Genomic DNA, 17,213 nt, shown 5'->3' with positions numbered 1-17,213 from the left:
AGGTTCGGGGATCGGCGACGACTTTTAACACGGTCCCAGCAAACTGCCGCCTAAAGCATCTCGCCGCCGTCGATCACAAGCGCCAGTCCGGTCACAAAGCTTGACCGGGCCGAGGCCAGATAAACGATCCCATGCGCGATTTCTTCGACATTCGCCCATCGCCCCATCGGAATTGAACCTGCCACATAGGATTCGAGCGCCTCGCGCCCCCCCATCTGTGTCTCAAACCCGGCGTTGAAAGGCGTGTCGACAAAGCCGGGGCAAAGCGCGTTGAAGCGGATATTTTCAGCCGCGTAATCCACCGCCATCTGTTTGACCATCGCCACGGCGGCATGTTTGGTCGTGGCATAGGACACCATGCCCCGATCATACTGGCAGCCCGAGTTTGACGCAGTCACGATCACCGATCCGCCGCCCTGCGCGCGCATCGGCGCAATGACCGCCCGCGCCAACACGAAATGCGCCCGCACATTCAGCTTCCAGGCGGCGTCCATCTGTGCGGGTGTCACATCTTCGGCCCGTCCGGGAATCTGGATGCCCGCATGACTGTGCAGGATGTCGATCCGCCCCCAATCCGCCACCACCTGCGCGACCATCGCGGTGCAGTCCGCATCCTCTGCCACATCAAGCGCAAAGGCTGCCCCCCGACCACCTGCCGCCTCGATCTGCGCCAAGGTCTCCTGCGCCAATTCGCCATCCAGATCGGTGACAATGACCACCGCCCCTTCGCGGGCCATCGCAATAGCCCCGGCCCGGCCAATTCCCGACCCTGCCGCCGTCACCAGCGCGATACGATCCTTGAGCATGCCTGTCTCCTGCATCCGATCAGCGCCCGGCCCGCACGGCACCGGGCCGCAACAGCACCTGCGCGATAATCAGCATGGTCAGCGATGCGACCATCACCATCGTGCCAATTGCGTTGATTTCAGGCGTCACGCCTCGGCGGATCGACGAAAAGATATAGATCGGCAGGGTCGTCTCGGACCCCGCGACAAAGAAGGCCATGATGAAATCGTCAAAGCTGAAGGTGAAGGCCAGCAGAAACCCCGCCAGAATCGCCGGTGCGATCTGCGGCAGCGTTACCTGCACAAAGGTCGCCACCGGACCGGCCCCCAAATCGCCAGAGGCCTCGATTTGCGCGCGATCGAAACTCTCAAGCCGCCCGCGCACCAGCAAGACCACCAGCGACATGGTGAACATGCCATGCAACCCGATGAGCGACCCCATGCCCAACGACAGCCTGCGGCCCATCACAGTCTCAAGCCACGGATTTATCAGATCAAACACCGTCACCAGCGCGATAAGCGTGGCAATCCCGATAACGATGCCGGGGATCATCACCGCAACCTGCACCAGCGTGTCGAAGAACACCCGCAACCGCCCCCGCATACCTGTGAGCGCCAGCGCCGCCATGGTCCCCGCAACCGTCGCCAGAACGGCCGACAGAAACGCCACCTTGATCGAGGTCCAGAGCGCCTCCATCACAAAGGGATTGCTGAGCGCGCGGCCATACCATTCGGTCGAAAACCCCTGCATCGAACTCGCCGACCGCCCGGCGGAAAACGAAAACAGCGCAATGATCCCGATGGGCAGGTACAGAAACACAAAGACGGCGATGGCATAGGCTCTCATGGCACCCTCACATCAGCCCGACATCGTCGCGGCCTGCCCCGAAACGGCGGACCGCCCGGCTATAGAGCGCGACAACGATCAACATGATCACGATCAGCGCCACAGCTACTGCCGATCCAAACGCCCAGTTGCGCGACTGCAAAAAGAGATCGACCAGCGCATTGCCGACAAAGAACACCTTGCCGCCGCCCAGAATGGCGGGGATCAAGAATTCGCCGGTGAGCAGGATGAACACCAGCATCGAGCCTGTCAGAACCCCCGGCATCGACAAAGGCAGCGTGATTTGCAGGAAACTGCGCCAGGGCGGCGTGCCCAGATCCGCCGCCGCCTCCAACAGGCTGCGATCCAGCTTTTCCAATGCGACGTAAATTGGAAAGACCATCAGCGGCAGATAGCCATAGACAATCCCCACCAGCACCGCAAAGGGCGTATTTATCAGGCGAATATCGCCCAGCCCCACCGCCTCCAGCAGCGCCGGAATACCATTGCCCCCGAGCAGGTAAATCCACGCATAGGACCGGATCAGGATCGAGGTCCAAAATGGAACGATCACCAGAATGAGCAGCGTCGTCTTCCAGCGCGCCGACACCTTCAACGCCAGATAATAGGCCAGCGGATAGGCAATGATCAGCGCCGCCAGCGTGCCCAGCGGCGCCAATGTCAGCGTGTTGCGAAAGGCGGCAAACCGCGCGGGCAGGTTGGCATATTGCTCCAACGTAAAGCCCGGCGCATAGCCACCAATCGGGTTCCTCTCGCCAAACGAAAAGACGAGGACGACGGCCAAGGGAAACAGCAGCAGCACGCCATACCAGATACCCGCCGGCATCAACAGCAGCGCGCGCGCCCTCTCCCGTGTCATGGCCATCGCCCCCTAATTCCTCTCAGGCCGATTTGAAACGGGCCATCAATTCGGCGCGGTTGGGATCGGTCAGCGTCACCGCCGCACCGAATTCCAGTGCATTGAGCGCCTCCGCCGCCGGATAGAGGATCGGATCGTTCAGCAAATCCTCAGGCAAGAGCGCATTGGTGCGCGCATCCGCCACCGGATAGCCGTGCGCCAGCGCCTCACGCGCGTTGACCTCAGGGTCGAGCAGATAGTTGATCAGCGCATAGGCCGCCTCGCGGTGTGGCGCGCCGACCGGAATGGCATAGTAATCCGACCAGATTTCGCCGCCCTCTTTGCCAAGGGCAAAGGCGATTTCGGGCAGGTCGGTATTGAGCTGCTTGCCATCCCCCGTCCAGCACATCGTGAGCCAGGCATCACCATTGCGCATCGCGGGCTGATAATCCGACGAAATCGCAAAGAGATGCGGCTTGACCTCGATCAGCAGCTTTTCGGCCTCGGCCAGTTCCGCCGGATCGACAGAATTAAAGCTATAGCCGAAATAGGCCAGCGCATTGCCGATGGTGGTCAGCTGATAGTCATGCACCATGACACGCCCGTCGAACTGATCCTTTGCCCCGTCGAAAAAGGTCTTCCAGCTATCGACCACACCGCCGGTCTTTGCTGTATTGGACGCAATCCCCGTGGTGCCCCAGTTTTTCGGCACGGCATAGACCTTGCCATCAATCGTGCCCGCATCGGCAAAGCGGGCATCAAACGCGGCGGCGTCAAAATTGGGCAGTTTCGTGAGATCCAAAGGCTCGATCAGACCGGCCTCGACATAGGTCGAAATCGCATAGTTGGTTGGAACGAACACGTCCCAGCCCGAACCACCCGCCTGAATCTTGGCCAGCATTTCCTCGTTCGAGCCAAACACATTGACCTGAGAGAAAACGCCGGTCTCGGTGGCGAAGAGGTCAAAGTTTGCCGCGTCATGGTAATTGGGCCAGGTCGCCAGAACCACCCGGTCACCCAGATCCTGCGCGATGGCACGCCCCGGCATGAGACCCGGCAACGCGCCCCCCAGAACCGCCATCGCGGTGCCAAGGCCAGTGGTGCCCAGAAACTGACGTCGGCTGATCGAACCCTTTTCGTAGCGGCGCAGTTCCTCAATGAATTTCTTACGCGAAATCGGTGTGTTATCCTGAGTCATCGTCTCGTTTCCCTTGTTGAACTTGGTGCAGTTGTTATCCGTCACTCTTCGGCAGCCAGAACCAGACCCGTGCCTGCCGTCCAGAGGATATGGACCTCATCGCCCACCCCCTGCCCGCCCATGGCTCTTTCGGCCTGTCGCGGAACATTGACCTGAAGCGCGCCGATGCCATCGGCCTGCAGCAGGTATTCGGTATGATCCCCCAAAAAGGTGCGATGGGTGATCCGCGCCCGCAGCATCGCATCCTCGCCCGGCACGGCAAGGCGCAACGCCTCTGGGCGCACCGCGATATCGACATGACGGCGCGTATCCGCCTCCGCTTCGGGCACCAGCACCTCTGTGCCCTCCGCCAGTGCGATCCGCGCCAGACCTGCCTGCCGCGACAGAACCTCGCCATTCAGGATATTCGCCTTGCCCACGAAATCCGCGACATAGCGATTGCGCGGCCGATCATAGAGATCCTGCGGCGTGCCCACCTGCACGATCCGCCCTGCCCCCATGATGCAGATGCGATCCGACATCGACAGCGCCTCTTCCTGATCATGGGTGACCAGCACAAAGGTGATGCCGAGGCTGCGCTGCAGATCGAGCAATTCGCGCTGCATTTCGCCGCGCAGCTTGGCATCGAGCGCCGCCATCGGCTCGTCCAGCAACAAGAGCTTGGGCTCGTTGATGATCGCCCGCGCCAAGGCCACCCGCTGCTGTTGGCCGCCCGACAGTTCCCATGTGCGCCGCGCGCCAAACGCGTCCAACCGCACCTTGGCCAAGGCAGCCTCCACCCGCGCGGCAATCTCGGATTTCGCCAGCTTGGGCCGTACCTGTCGCAACCCATAGCCGATGTTCTGCGCCACGGTCATATGTGGAAAGAGCGCATAGTGCTGAAACACCATGTTCACCGGGCGTGCATAAGCGGGCACGCGGCTGACATCCTGCCCGTCGATCCGCACCATGCCGTCGCTCGGCGCTTCGAACCCGGCGAGCATCCGCAGCGCCGTGGTCTTGCCACAGCCAGAGGGGCCAAGGAACGACAGGAATTCGCCGCGCCGGATACGCAGGTTGATCCGGTCCGCCGCCAAAATCGCGCCAAATCTCTTGGTGGCCCCGACGAACTCGGCGACGCAATCCTCGTCCGAGGGATGGCCCTGTATGCTTTGCGTCCCCTGTTCCCGGCTCACGCCCATCCTGATCTCCGTCTCGGCATTCGCATCCAGCATGCCGGTCCTCTCGTGTTGCGGCACACCCACACCTATGCCATACATTCTCAAAACGGTAAGAAAATCGCAGCCGGTTGTATATATCATAAAGAGCATAGATGACGACGAAAATGCAGATGTCAGATTGGTTCGAAACCAGCGCGCGGGCGGTCTCGGCGCTCGGTACGTCCGGCTTTGCCTCGGCCCTCACCACCGCTCTGCGCAGCATTGTACCCTATGAGTTCACGGTAATCTTTGCCTATTACCGCGACCACAAACCCATTGATCTGCATGATGATTTTCCCGCTGCCAAGCGCAAGGTCATGGTGGATGACTACCAAGAAGGGCCTTATCTGCTCGATCCCTTCTACCTCAATGCCACCGCCCCCACGACGCCCCGCCTCGCACGGCTGCGCGATTTGGCGCCAGATCGGTTCTATCAGGCAGAATATTTTCGCAATTATTACATCCAGACCGGACTTGCCGAAGAAATAGGCTTTATCGTCGATCTCGGCGACGGGGTGAGCGTGGTGATTTCCGCCATGCGCGAACACAAGGCCTTCTCCGCCCGCGAATTCCGCGATCTCGAAGCCGCCTTTCCCTTCGTCGCAGCCATCGCCCAGAAACAGTGGAGCGGCCTGATCACCCAATTCTCGGCGCGGCCCCAAACCGACGGTCCTCGCCTGCCGCAACTGATCGAGGATGCCTTTCAAAGTTTGGGCCGCAACCTCCTCACCCCGCGCGAGGCGGAGGTCGTGGAATATGTGCTCAAGGGTCATTCCGCCGATGCCACAGGCCGCGCCTTGGGCATTTCACCGGGCACCGTGCGCATCCATCGCCGCAACATCTACGCCAAACTGCGGGTGAGTTCACAAGGAGAACTGTTCTCCAGCTTTATCGCCGCGTTGTCAGAACTCGCCTGAGACGATCAGGATGGATCGACCCGTGTGGCATTTGGTGTCTGAACTCAGCCCCATGGGACCGTGGCGAGATTTCTGGATCATCTTGGTCTGACTTTGGAGATAGCGACGAAAGGGTCGCAGAGGGCTGGCTCTATTGCCATGTTTCTTCGTCATGTTTCGCGGTTAGAGAGAGATACGCGATTGAAGTTGCTCACGCGACACCTGATATCCGTCACAGGATTCTGAAAGGCGCATCATGCCAGGACGTCAAGGCAAGCGAAAACGACCATCCTTGTCCCTACCGATCTTGCGAAACTCGCGTGCGCAGCACCGCGCGGGGACATTGACCTTGGGCACGTTGCTGACCGCCCTTGGTGAGACCTCTTTTGGATGGGCTATTGTGGTGTTTTCGCTGGTGACCCTTTTGCCCCTGCCGCCCGGAACCACCCTTCTGACCGCCTTGCCTCTTTTGGTCACCACGGGCCAGATGGTCCTCGGCTATCCGCATGTGAAACTCCCCGGTCCGCTCGGGCGTCTCAGGCTTGATCACCCCATGCTGCGACGTGCTGTTCTGCGCCTCAGACCCGTGACCCGCAGGCTCGAACGCATCCTGAAACCACGGTACACGCGGCTTTTTTCACGCCAGAACGAGCGCCCCCTTGGCGCGCTCCTCTTCATCATCGCCTTTGCGCTCTTTCTGCCGGTCCCGCTCAGCGGATGGTTTCCGGCGGTGTCGCTCTTCATCGTGGGGGTCGGCATCGTCGAGCGCGACGGGCTGGTCACCTGCGCCGGACTCTTTCTTGGCGGCCTCTCGGTCCTGCTGACTGCGACAATTCTCGTCTCCTTGGCAGCCGGAGCAGATGCCCTGATCCATTGAGATGTGACATAATCTGCTGTGCCCGGTGCCGCGCACACCAATAACCCCGCGACGCCAAAGATGCTCCTGACGCCCGAGGCCCGCGCCTATGGGAAACCCCGGCATCCGGGGATGTCCTCGCAACAAAGCGCAAGGCGCCCCCCTGATCACAGAGAGCCGCCTTGGAATGTTAGTTTCTACGGGTCTTGTTCAAAAGGTCTTGGCGAGTGTCAGCTTGAAATTGCGCCCCGGCGAGGGTCGTGTCGCAAGATTTGGCGTGAATTGCGCGTCAAACAGGTTCTCGATCCCAACCCGGAATTCGGTGCCATCCCAGACCCCCCGCTTGGGGGCGATCGTGGCCCGCAGGTTATGCACCGTATAGCCGTCATCGCGCACCCCGTTGACGGTGATGGACTCGGCACTCACAACTTCCCAACTCAGGTCATAGGTGTCATCAAACACCTTACCCACAGAGGCGCGCAGGTTGTTGGCCGCAAGGTTGCGCCAATCGCGCACGCCGCCCAGGACATCCACTTCTTCGCCCTCCGCGACGGTGGCGTTGAGATCGACGTAAAACCCGTTCTCCATCGCATAGGACGCCTCGAACTCGAGACCTTGGGTCTGAATCTCATCCAGCGGGTTCTGCGCCGGGGTGGTGTCGACAAAAGAATTCACATCCCAAAGCTCACTGTCGAAATAGGTGACCTTGAGGGCAAGCGCGTCATTCTCACGCAAGAGCCCGCGACGGTCATAGGAAAACCCGACCTCATAGGTGCGCGACTTCTCGCTTTGGGTCATGCGGCTTGGAAATTCCAGATCGTCGATGATCGGCAAAACCTCGGTATAGGCGGCGCTGCCAAAGACCGCCAAACCGTTGTTGAACGCATAACGCACCGACAGCCCCCCCATCAGTGCATCCTCGGAAAAGCGACCATCATTGGGGGCTGTATCGCCCTCGACCTTCGATGTCTCATACCGAATGGCGGGCGTCAGGGTCCAGGCGCGACCAATGTCGATCTCGTCCACCGCAAAGAGTGCCCAGCGATTGTCCTCACCACCCGGTGCCGCAAAGGCATCGACGCGCGTGCGGTTGATATGCTCGATCCCCGCCGTCAGATCATGGCGCAGCGCGCCCGTATCAAACAGTGACGTGTTCTTGAGAGTAAGCGTGGTGGTCTCGTAATCGTGGTCCGCATTCAGCAGCGCCGAGCAGATGGTGATCGGGGCGGGCGGGCTACCCGGACAAGAGACCGCATCCTGAAGGATCGCCTCATCGACATGCGAATATTGCAGTGTCAGATCGACCAGATCATTGAGCGGGTTGAAATTGTATTTGAGGATACTGGTCTGACTCTCGACTTCCCGGTCAACATTGCCAAAGAACGTGAGATTGCCAAAACTGTCATACGGCACGTCGAATTGCGAGCTTTGGGTATCCTGATAGCTGGCCTCGATGGAATGGGCCTTGTCCTCGCCAAAGCGGTACTTTGCCTTAACCAACCACGACGGGTCGTCGATCCGTTCCCGCAGCGGATTGATGACAGCGCCATTGCCATCCTCGGGAAAGCCAAGCCTGCGGCTGACGTAATTGAACAGCACCCCAAAGTCCTCGGTGGGCTGCCAGGCCCCGATGCTCGAGGAGGTCACACCATTGCCATTGGTCTGGAATTCCAGCGTCTGACGCAGGCCAAATCCGGTCTCGCCCCCGGTCACATCCTCAGGGTCGATGGTTTCAAGCCGCACCACACCGCCAACCACGCCGGACCCATATTGGAACGACCCGACTGTGCCCCGGATCACCTCGACCTCCTTGAAGAGAAAAGGATCGGTAAAGAGCTGGGTTCCAATGCGGTAAAGTTCCTCGGAACCGCGCGTGGCACCATCGACCTGGATCAACACCTTCTGGTCCGTGCCGAACGTTGCATTGGAGCCAAAGCCACGGATGGAGATGCCTGATCCCTGCGCGGTATCGCCGTTGAGCAGAGCCACGGACGGCACCGTCACCAGCAATTCGGCGACCGACCCGGCCTGACGGTCACGAATTTCGTCTTCGTCGATCACAGTCGACGGAGTCGCGGTTTCGGTTTGCACCGTCCGTTTGCTCTCTCCCAGCGTGAGTGTCCCAAGAAATCCCTCTTGAGCAGGTGTCTCTTGCGCCAGACTGGCAGAGCCATGGCCAAGCCCCATGCACAGGCAGGTTGTCGTCATTAAAATGCAGCGCGTGTGCGATGTCATCACGTGTCCCCTTCGTTTCATTGACAATGGCTGTCACACCGTTGTGCTTGCGAAAGGCTGGCACGGTTTTTTCATTTGGTTTCAATGGTTGAGCGATCTATTCCGGATCGGTCTTGCGTTCCTTATTCTTTTATGAGTAAAAGAGTCAAGATTGTGATTCAGATTTCTTGGATCGCAAATGAGAGCCACGTCCGCGCCGCATGCGCGATGCAGCCAGCCCATTTCAACACCACACGAGGCAGGCATGACAGACTCCGCTCCCCTTTCCCCCGACGCAATTCGTGCCTTTCAGGCCGAAAACCCCAAACTGCGCAGCCGCGATCAGGCGGACCGCCTTGGCATCAGCGAGGCGCAGTTGAACGCCGCCCATATCGGGCGTGGCGCGACGGCTATCGCCGCCCATCCCGATCAGGTCATGGCCGCCGCGCAACAGCTGGGCGAGGTGATGGCCCTCACCCGCAATGAGAGCTGTGTGCATGAAAAAGTGGGGCGTTATGACAATTACCACAGCGGTCAACATGCGGCGATGGTGCTGGCCGAGGATATCGACCTGCGGATGTTCCCAAGCCATTGGTGCCATGCCTTCATGGTCGCGACCGAGACCGACGCAGGCACCCGCCGCAGCCTGCAAGTGTTCGATGCCGCGGGCGACGCGGTGCACAAGATTTTTCTGCGCGACGGCTCATCTCTGGCCGCGTGGGAGGCGCAGCGCTTGGCACTGGCCCTTCCGGACCAGTCCGAGACCTTGACCGTCGATCCGCGCAAGCCCCCCGAGGCCGCAAAATCCAATCCCGACAAGATCGAGGTGCTGCGAGAGGAATGGCGGCGGATGACCGACACCCACCAATTCCTGCGCCTGACGTCCAAGCTGCGGATGAACCGGCTTGGGGCCTACCGCATCGCGGGCGCGCCGTTTGTGCGCGCGCTTGCCACCGAGGCGGTGAATACCCTGCTGACCCAACTCGCAGAGACGGGCACCGAGGTGATGATCTTTGTCGGCAATCGCGGCTGCATCCAGATTCATTCCGGCCCCATTGTGGCCCTCAAACCCATGGGTCCGTGGCAGAACGTGATGGATGCGCGGTTCAACCTGCATCTGCGGCTGGATCATGTGGCCGAAGTCTGGGCCGTGGACAAACCCACGCAACGCGGCGCAGCGATTTCGGTCGAAGCCTTCGACGCGCAGGGGTCGCTAATCTTTCAGATCTTCGGGCTTGGCAAAGAGGGGCGCGACAGCCGCGCCGCCTTTGCCCGGATGGTCGAGGCCCTGCCGGGGCTGCAAGAGGCAAACGCGGAGGCGTTGACATGATCAAATTCACCCTGACACGCCGCGTGCTCATAGCACAGGTGGCGCTCTTTGCCCTGGCCTCTGCGAGCATGGCGCAGGAGACCGACCGAGTGCTGTCGATTGGTGGATCAGTGACCGAAATCGTGCATGCCTTGGGGCAAGAGCATCGGCTGGTTGCGCGCGATACCACCTCGACCTTTCCGCCCAAGGTGACGGAATTGCCCGATGTGGGCTATGCTCGCGCGCTCAGCCCCGAGGGTGTGCTCTCGGTCGCACCCTCGCTCATCCTCGCCATCGAGGGGGCTGGCCCGCCCGAGACCATCGAGGTTCTCAGACAGTCCGGTGTGACATTTGTCAGCATCACCGAGGCGCAAAACGCGGCAGGGATCCTTGCCAAGATCTCCGCCGTTGGCGCGGCATTGGGCGTGCCCGAGCGCGCCGAGGCTTTGGCGACAGAGACGCGCGCCGCACTCGACACGGCGACGGCGCGGACAGCACAGACGCCCGAGGCCGCGCGCAAGCGCGTGCTCTTCATCCTCAGCCTGCAAGGCGGCCGCATCCTTGCCTCAGGGCGCGACACACAGGCCGCAGCCATCATCGAAATGGCCGGCGGCATCAACGCGGTCACAGGCTTCGACGGCTATAAGCAGATGACGGATGAGGCCGTGGCAGAGGCCGCGCCGGACGTGATCCTGATGATGGACCGGACCGGGGATCATGCCATCCTCGACGAACAGCTCTTTGCCCTGCCCGCGATCCGAACCACCCCTGCTGGCACCGCCGAGTCAGTGCTGCGGATGAACGGGCTCTACCTGCTGGGATTCGGACCGCGCACGGCCAAGGCTGCGCTGGACCTGAACACGGCCCTCTACGGCCACACGGAGACCGCGAACGATGACCGTGACCCAAGCTGACACTCTGCCCCACAGCAATCGCTGCGACCGCCGAACACTGGCGCGGCGCGCCCATCTCTGGCTGGGTCTCGGTCTGCTTCTGACCTGCGCCATAAGCCTTGAGACAGGCGCGTCAGGCGTTTCTCTTTTGTCGGTATTCGGTGCCGGGCTGGCGGATAGCCCCGTCCAGAGCATAATCCTCTGGGAGGTCCGCCTGCCCCGCGTGCTCTTGGGCGTGCTGGTGGGCGCAGCACTTGCGGTTTCGGGCGCGGTGATGCAGGGGCTCTTTCGCAATCCGCTGGCCGATCCAGGCATCGTAGGGGTTAGCGCCGGTGCCGGTCTTGGGGCTGTCACGGCAATTGTTCTTGGCGGCCTGCTGCCCATCGCTTTGCGCGACAGTCTGGGACTGTTCCTTGTACCGATCGCGGCGTTCTTCGGCGGCTGGGCCTCGGTCCTTCTGCTCTACGGCGTCGCCACGCGCGGCGGCCGCACGTCGGTGGCAACCATGCTGCTGGCCGGGATCGCACTCGGGGCCTTGTCGGGCGCGGTATCGGGCCTTCTGGTCTATGCCGCTGACGATCAGCAATTGCGCGACCTTACATTCTGGGGGCTTGGCTCGCTAGCCGGGGCGACATGGGCCAAGGTGGCCACTGCCACCCCGATCATTCTTGCGGCCCTCATGGGGGCACTCCTTCTGGGGCGCGGCCTCAATGGTCTGGCCTTCGGAGAGGCGACGGCGCTGCATCTGGGCATCCCCGTGCAACGGGTCAAGACGCTGGCCATCCTCGCTGTCGCGGCGGCAACCGGCGGTGCGGTGGCCGTCTCGGGCGGGATTGGCTTTATCGGTATCGTGGTGCCGCATCTGCTGCGGCTGGCGACCGGGCCCGACCATGGCCCGCTCCTGATCAACGCGGCCCTTCTGGGGGCAAGCCTGTTGCTCGGCGCGGACATCATCAGCCGCGTGATCATTGCCCCCGCGGAATTACCCATCGGGATCGTCACCGCTATTCTGGGTGCGCCGGTTTTTCTATGGATTTTGCTGCGTCGGCGCGGGCTGGTAGATCTATGATACTGCGGGCTCAAACCCTATCGGTGACGCTCGGGCAGAGATCCATCCTTCGGGATATCAACCTCTCCGCCTCTCCCGGTGTGCTGACTGCCATCGTTGGCCCCAACGGCTCCGGCAAAACCACGCTTTTGCGCGCCCTCATTGGCGAAATCGAGACCCAAGGCGTTCTCACGCTCGGCGATCTTGAGATCAGTCCGCGCAATGCCGCTGCCTTGGCTGTGCGCCGGGGGGTCTTGCCGCAGGCGTCCCACCTCGCCTTTCCCTTCACCGTGCGCGAGGTGGTAGACGTCGGCCACCGCGCCGGACCTTGGGCAACCCGCAAAGACCTGCCCCACCGCGCCCTGGACCGGGTCGGCCTGTCCCATATGGCAGAGCGGTTCTATCAGGACCTCTCAGGCGGCGAACAACAGCGCGTGCAATTGGCGCGGGTTCTGGCCCAGATCTGGGAACCGACCGGACAAGACGGGCCGAACTGGCTCTTTCTCGATGAACCGGTCTCTAGCCTCGACATCGGGCATCAGCTGTCCGTCATGCGTCTCGCCCGAGAGTTTGCGGATCAGGGCGGGGGCGTGGTCACGGTCATGCATGACCTGAACCTGACAGCAATGTTCGCGGATGAGGTGGTGATGATGCAGAACGGACGGATCGTGGCACAGGGATCTCCGTATGAGGTCATCACCAGCACCACCCTCTCGCGAGTCTACGACTGCGACCTCGCGGTCAGCGTGCCCCCTCCCGATATGCCCTATGTCTTGCCACAGTCGGCGACGATCTGACAGACATCAGGGACAGGTCTGACCTGCTCCCCTTTGAGTCCGCTAATTTAGGTTAGCTCTGTTCAGGTTTGGTCCTGTTTTGACCGATTAGCATATTACACTGGCGTCAGACCAGCGAGACTGGTGTGTGGGCGGTGGTGGTTGACGGCGCGGCCTCGTTCATTCCAGAGATATCCCCCGATCTTCGCGGGTGACCTAGCCCAGTTCCATCGTCCCCACGGCATGCAGCGTGGCGCCGATGTCAGGCCCAACGCCACGATACATGCGGGCGGTCGCGAACCCTTCAACAAATCCGGTTTGCCGCAACAACGCGCCAAAGGCTGCACATCTGTCCGGGACGTCGATGATGGCCAGCGGCTCTGCCAGAGTGGCGGCGGCCTGATGCGCGAGATGCAGAGCGGCGGCGGCATCGGGGGCCACAATCGGGCCGATCTTGACGCCCTCCCGGCACAGCCGCGCCGTGGCAAAGCCAGTCACATCCGCGCCCTCGCGCAGCAGGACGGTCTTGCGCGTGGGTCCATTGCGCAGCCATTCCCCCAGGAACCGCTCCCGCGACACGCCAGTCGCAGCCTTGTCGAGCCGGGCAAGGGTGGCAAAATCCTCTTGCGTGGCCAATGGCAACGACGGAGCGTCGATCGCAATGACACCGGTCAGACGGCGTGTCCGATCCGCCAGCACAAAGCCAGACTTGGCGTAATTGGCCTCTTGCGCAGAAACACCATCTAGGCCCACGGTCCGTCCACCCGCATGCGTAATGGCATGCTGCCAGAGCGCAAAACCGATCCCCTGCTCGCGAAAGTCCGGGCGGCACAGGTAAAGCCCCAGAAAGGCGTAACTTTCCGAATGGTTCACAACAGAGATGGCGGCGACCGGCTGCCGCTCCACCTCGGCGACAAAGAACCCTTGGGGATCGGCGGCGTAAAACGCCGCTGCGTCGTCGCGCCCCGGATTCCAACCTTCATCCGCCGCCCAGTCCAGCATCCGTTCGACTTCAGGCAAGGTTGCGGTGCGGCACAGCAAACGTGTCATCGCTGCAACGCCTCGCGCAAACAAGTAGGCGGTTGGGTGACAGTGCGCAGGTCCAGCGAGGCCACGAGATCAAGCAAGTGGCTCTTCATCAGTTGCTCGGCCAAGCCAGCGTCGCGGTTGGCAAAGGCATCAAGGAGCGCGTGATGCGCCTGTGTTTCGCAGAGCGCAGCGCGGCGGCGCCAATAGAGCGCGATGATCAGCGAGGACCGCGAGATCAACTGCGAAATTAGGGCCTCTATCGTGCTCTGATCCGCAATGCGCGCGATTTCGACGTGAAACTGACCGGACAAGAGCAGAGCGCGACCGTTCTCGCCCGCGTCCAGAGCGGCGTGCTCGTCGCGGATATTGGACCGCAAGAGCGTCAGGTCCGTATCAGTCATGCGCAGGGCCGCGGAATGTGCCGTGCGGGGTTCGAGCAGGGATCGTGCCTCGAACACCTCGCGCGCCTCTCGCACCGACGGTTGCGCGACAAAGGCACCGCGATTGCGCTTCAACTCGACCAGATGACGGTGAGACAGGGCCAACAGGGCCGCACGCACGATGGTGCGGCTGATGCCATAGGCGTCGCTCAATTCGTCCTCTCCCAGCTTAGTGCCGGGGGGCAAACGATGTTCATGGATGGCGCGCTCAAGGTCTGCAACGACCGTGTCGCTGGTCCAGGCTCTGGTTTCAATCTTGTTCATGGTTTCCGCGCCACCCGTTCGCCTCGCACTATCACTTTTTCCGATTCGCATGGAAAGGGACAAGTGTGACCGAGCAGTCTGCGCTTGCCGACATCATTGTATACAACATTGTTCTGTTTTCTGCGCAGCGCCTGCCTGCGTCGGCCAATAAAACAGGCGACTCCTGTTTTCGCCCCCCGGCGCATGCAAAAACGCTGCCCCTTCGCGGATTGGCCAGCACAGGGTGATCCCGACGGATGGCACGGGGGCCCTGATGCGCACGGGATACGATCTTGAACTGGTTCACCTGACCAAGCGCTACGGCGACACGGTGGCCGTGCGCGATCTGAATCATGTCTTTGTCAAAGGCAGCTATGTCTGCCTCTTGGGGCCGTCCGGTTGCGGCAAATCATCGACCCTGCGGATGATCGCAGGCCATGAGGATGTCAGCGAGGGCGCAATCCTGCTGGATGGACAAGACGTAGCGCAATTGCCGCCCGCGCGGCGCGGAACGGCTATGATGTTTCAGAACTACGCGCTCTTCCCGCATCTTTCGGTGCGCGACAACGTGGCCTTTTCCCTGCGCATGAAGGGCGTGGACAAGGGGACGCGCCACGCCCGCGCCAATGACTTGCTGGAACTGGTCGACATGACACATCTGGCCGACCGCCTGCCTGCGCAGCTTTCGGGGGGCCAACAGCAGCGTGTGGCGCTGGCGCGCGCGCTGATCACGGAACCCAAGGTGCTCTTGCTGGATGAACCGCTGTCCGCACTCGACCCATTCCTGCGCATCCGTATGCGCACCGAGTTGAAAAAACTTCAGCGTGAACTGGGTATCACCTTTATCCACGTCACCCATGGTCAGGATGAGGCGCTGGCGCTGGCTGACGAGATCGTCGTCATGCATGATGCGGTGATCGCCCAAGCAGGCCCCCCGCGCGAGGTATGGGCGCAGCCGCGCACCGAGTTCGTGGCGCGGTTCATCGGCGGGCACAATGTGCTCGCCCTGCCCGGCGGCAAGGTCACGATACGCGCCGACGCAGTATCGCTTGGGGCTGACGGCATGCCCGCAACGGTGATCGCTGTCGAATACCAAGGGGCCTCGGTCTCTGTCACCGCAGCCACAGAGAGCGGCGACGAGGTGCTGGCCCTCTTGCCGGAAGCGCAATTCTTTCAATCCCCGAAATCACCCGGCGAAGCGGTCAAGCTCAGCTGGGACGAAGGGCGGTTGCACCGCCTCGAAGCCTGACAGGTCGAACCACAACCACATCAATCCACTGGACAGAGAGGACAAGAACAATGGCAAAACCCAAGGTCGGATATACCCGCCGCGCACTGCTCAGGACCGGGGGCGCGGCACTCGCCGCCTCCGCCCTGCCCGCCCCGATGCTCTGGGCGCAAGATACCAAAGACATCGTGCTGCGTCAGTTCGGCACCGGCGTGTCGAACCTCAATGACGTCGCCAACAAGGTAAAGGAAGACCTGGGCTTCACGCTTGAGATGACCGCACTGGACAGCGACAGCGTAACCCAACGCGCCGCCACCCAGCCCGACAGCTTTGACATTGCCGATATCGAATACTGGATCTGCAAGAAGGTTTGGCCAACCGGCAACCTGCAGGCCATGGATACAGCACGGATCGCCAATTACGACAAGATCGTCGGCATCTTCCGCTCGGGCAAGCTGACGCCCGACTCGACCATCGCCCAAGGCACAGCCCCACATACGGTGGGCTTTGTGGACGGGCCCGGCAGCACCAGCTTTGCCAGCGCGGAAACCGGCTGGATGACCCTGATCCCGACCATCTACAATGCCGACACCCTGGGCATCCGCCCCGACCTGATCGGCCGCCCGATCGAAAGCTGGACAGAGCTTCTGAACCCGGAATTCAAGGGCAAGGCCTCGATCCTCGATATCTCGTCCATCGGCATCATGGACATGGCCATGGTCTGCGAGGCGATGGGAGAGGTCCAGTATGGCGACAAAGGCAACATGACCCGCGAAGAGATCGACAAGACCATGGCGATCTTTACCGAAGCCAAGAAGAACGGCCAATTCCGCGCCTTCTGGAAGAGCTTTGACGAGAGCGTGAACCTGATGGCGAGCGGCGAGGTGGTGATCCAGTCGATGTGGTCGCCCGCCATCACGGCGGTCAAGTCACGCGGTATCCCGTGCGTCTACCAACCGCTCAAGGAAGGCTATCGCAGTTGGGGCGGCGGTATCGGCCTGTCCTCGTCGCTGTCGGGCATGGAGCTGGACGCGGCCTATGACTACATCAACTGGTATCTCTCGGGCTGGGTCGGCGGCTATCTGATGCGCCAAGGCTACTATTCAGCCGTGCCCGAGACCTCCAAGACCTTCATGTCCGAGAATGAATGGGGCTATTGGTTCGAGGGCAAGCCCGCCACCGACGTCATCACCTCGCCCACCGGCGATACGCTGGCGCAGGCGGGCGACTTGCGCGACGGCGGGTCGTTCAATGACCGCATGGGGGCAGTCGCCTGCTGGAACGCCGTCATGGACGAGAACCAGTATATGGTCCGCAAGTGGAACGAGTTCATCGCCGCATGACGCCTTTCCGCCGCGCGGAGATGGGACACCCGTCTGGGGGCAAACACCCCCCAGACTGCGCATCCCCATGG

General features: G+C 61.6%; 16 protein-coding genes. 8 read left to right on the top strand and 8 right to left on the bottom strand.

All coding sequences use genetic code 11. The features are described 5' to 3' along the window. Nucleotides 1–50: 50 nt before the first annotated feature. The 5 genes from ROS217_RS13440 to ROS217_RS13420 are packed head-to-tail and all read right to left on the bottom strand — an operon-like array spanning nucleotide 51 to nucleotide 4,882. Nucleotides 51–821, bottom strand: a complete 771-nt coding sequence (locus ROS217_RS13440; protein WP_009818314.1) for an SDR family NAD(P)-dependent oxidoreductase — start codon at nucleotides 819–821, stop codon at nucleotides 51–53. Between the two features lie 4 nt (nucleotides 822–825). Continuing rightward, nucleotides 826–1,632, bottom strand: a complete 807-nt coding sequence (locus ROS217_RS13435; RefSeq protein WP_009818313.1) for an ABC transporter permease — start codon at nucleotides 1,630–1,632, stop codon at nucleotides 826–828. A 7-nt stretch (nucleotides 1,633–1,639) separates the two neighbouring features. Beyond that, nucleotides 1,640–2,497 (bottom strand): ABC transporter permease, encoded by an 858-nt coding sequence (locus ROS217_RS13430; protein WP_009818312.1) that lies wholly within the window; start codon nucleotides 2,495–2,497, stop codon nucleotides 1,640–1,642. Between the two features lie 16 nt (nucleotides 2,498–2,513). Beyond that, complete coding sequence (locus tag ROS217_RS13425) at nucleotides 2,514–3,668, bottom strand: ABC transporter substrate-binding protein (RefSeq protein ID WP_050766441.1); 1,155 nt, start codon at nucleotides 3,666–3,668, stop codon at nucleotides 2,514–2,516. Between the two features lie 41 nt (nucleotides 3,669–3,709). After that, complete coding sequence (locus tag ROS217_RS13420; RefSeq protein WP_050766439.1) at nucleotides 3,710–4,882, bottom strand: ABC transporter ATP-binding protein; 1,173 nt, start codon at nucleotides 4,880–4,882, stop codon at nucleotides 3,710–3,712. Between the two features lie 98 nt (nucleotides 4,883–4,980). Here ROS217_RS13420 and ROS217_RS13415 point away from each other — a divergent pair, with 98 nt between their 5' ends. Together ROS217_RS13415 and ROS217_RS13410 are read left to right on the top strand one after the other, a co-directional pair. Next, on the top strand, nucleotides 4,981–5,784 hold the full coding sequence (locus ROS217_RS13415; protein WP_009818309.1) for a helix-turn-helix transcriptional regulator: 804 nt from the start codon (nucleotides 4,981–4,983) through the stop codon (nucleotides 5,782–5,784). A gap of 271 nt (nucleotides 5,785–6,055) precedes the next feature. Then, nucleotides 6,056–6,640: an exopolysaccharide biosynthesis protein gene (locus tag ROS217_RS13410; RefSeq protein ID WP_254656421.1), complete on the top strand. Its 585-nt coding sequence runs from the start codon at nucleotides 6,056–6,058 to the stop codon at nucleotides 6,638–6,640. Between the two features lie 189 nt (nucleotides 6,641–6,829). Here the strand turns inward: ROS217_RS13410 and ROS217_RS13405 are convergent, their stop codons facing one another. Continuing rightward, entirely contained in the window at nucleotides 6,830–8,806 is a 1,977-nt protein-coding gene (locus ROS217_RS13405; RefSeq protein WP_009818307.1) for a TonB-dependent receptor domain-containing protein, read from the bottom strand. Between the two features lie 292 nt (nucleotides 8,807–9,098). Here ROS217_RS13405 and ROS217_RS13395 point away from each other — a divergent pair, with 292 nt between their 5' ends. The 4 genes from ROS217_RS13395 to ROS217_RS13380 are packed head-to-tail and all read left to right on the top strand — an operon-like array spanning nucleotide 9,099 to nucleotide 12,880. Next, nucleotides 9,099–10,163, top strand: coding sequence for a hemin-degrading factor (locus ROS217_RS13395; RefSeq protein WP_009818305.1), 1,065 nt, complete (start codon nucleotides 9,099–9,101; stop codon nucleotides 10,161–10,163). Next, complete coding sequence (locus ROS217_RS13390; protein WP_009818304.1) at nucleotides 10,160–11,056, top strand: heme/hemin ABC transporter substrate-binding protein; 897 nt, start codon at nucleotides 10,160–10,162, stop codon at nucleotides 11,054–11,056. The genes ROS217_RS13395 and ROS217_RS13390 overlap by 4 nt, the downstream gene beginning before the upstream one ends. Further along, nucleotides 11,037–12,104, top strand: a complete 1,068-nt coding sequence (locus ROS217_RS13385) for a FecCD family ABC transporter permease (RefSeq protein ID WP_009818303.1) — start codon at nucleotides 11,037–11,039, stop codon at nucleotides 12,102–12,104. The genes ROS217_RS13390 and ROS217_RS13385 overlap by 20 nt, the downstream gene beginning before the upstream one ends. Continuing rightward, the gene (locus tag ROS217_RS13380) at nucleotides 12,101–12,880 is read left to right on the top strand and encodes a heme ABC transporter ATP-binding protein (protein WP_009818302.1); all 780 of its coding nucleotides are present in this window, start codon (nucleotides 12,101–12,103) and stop codon (nucleotides 12,878–12,880) included. Before ROS217_RS13385 ends, ROS217_RS13380 begins: the two co-directional genes overlap by 4 nt. 195 nt (nucleotides 12,881–13,075) lie before the next feature. On the opposite strand, the gene ROS217_RS13375 is transcribed toward ROS217_RS13380, so the two are convergent. Further along, nucleotides 13,076–13,909, bottom strand: a complete 834-nt coding sequence (locus tag ROS217_RS13375) for a GNAT family N-acetyltransferase (protein WP_009818301.1) — start codon at nucleotides 13,907–13,909, stop codon at nucleotides 13,076–13,078. Then, a complete protein-coding gene (locus ROS217_RS13370) occupies nucleotides 13,906–14,592 on the bottom strand; it encodes a GntR family transcriptional regulator (RefSeq protein ID WP_009818300.1) in 687 nt (228 codons plus the stop codon). Before ROS217_RS13370 ends, ROS217_RS13375 begins: the two co-directional genes overlap by 4 nt. Before the next feature lie 253 nt (nucleotides 14,593–14,845). Here ROS217_RS13370 and ROS217_RS13365 point away from each other — a divergent pair, with 253 nt between their 5' ends. Together ROS217_RS13365 and ROS217_RS13360 are read left to right on the top strand one after the other, a co-directional pair. Further along, nucleotides 14,846–15,820 (top strand): ABC transporter ATP-binding protein, encoded by a 975-nt coding sequence (locus ROS217_RS13365; protein ID WP_040651474.1) that lies wholly within the window; start codon nucleotides 14,846–14,848, stop codon nucleotides 15,818–15,820. 50 nt (nucleotides 15,821–15,870) lie between these two features. Next, nucleotides 15,871–17,142 (top strand): ABC transporter substrate-binding protein, encoded by a 1,272-nt coding sequence (locus ROS217_RS13360; protein WP_009818297.1) that lies wholly within the window; start codon nucleotides 15,871–15,873, stop codon nucleotides 17,140–17,142. The last annotated feature ends 71 nt before the right edge of the window (nucleotides 17,143–17,213 follow it).

It is taken from the genome of Roseovarius sp. 217 (assembly GCF_000152845.1).
Classification (GTDB): Bacteria; Pseudomonadota; Alphaproteobacteria; order Rhodobacterales; family Rhodobacteraceae; genus Roseovarius.
This window is presented reverse-complemented; position numbering and strand designations above follow the sequence as displayed.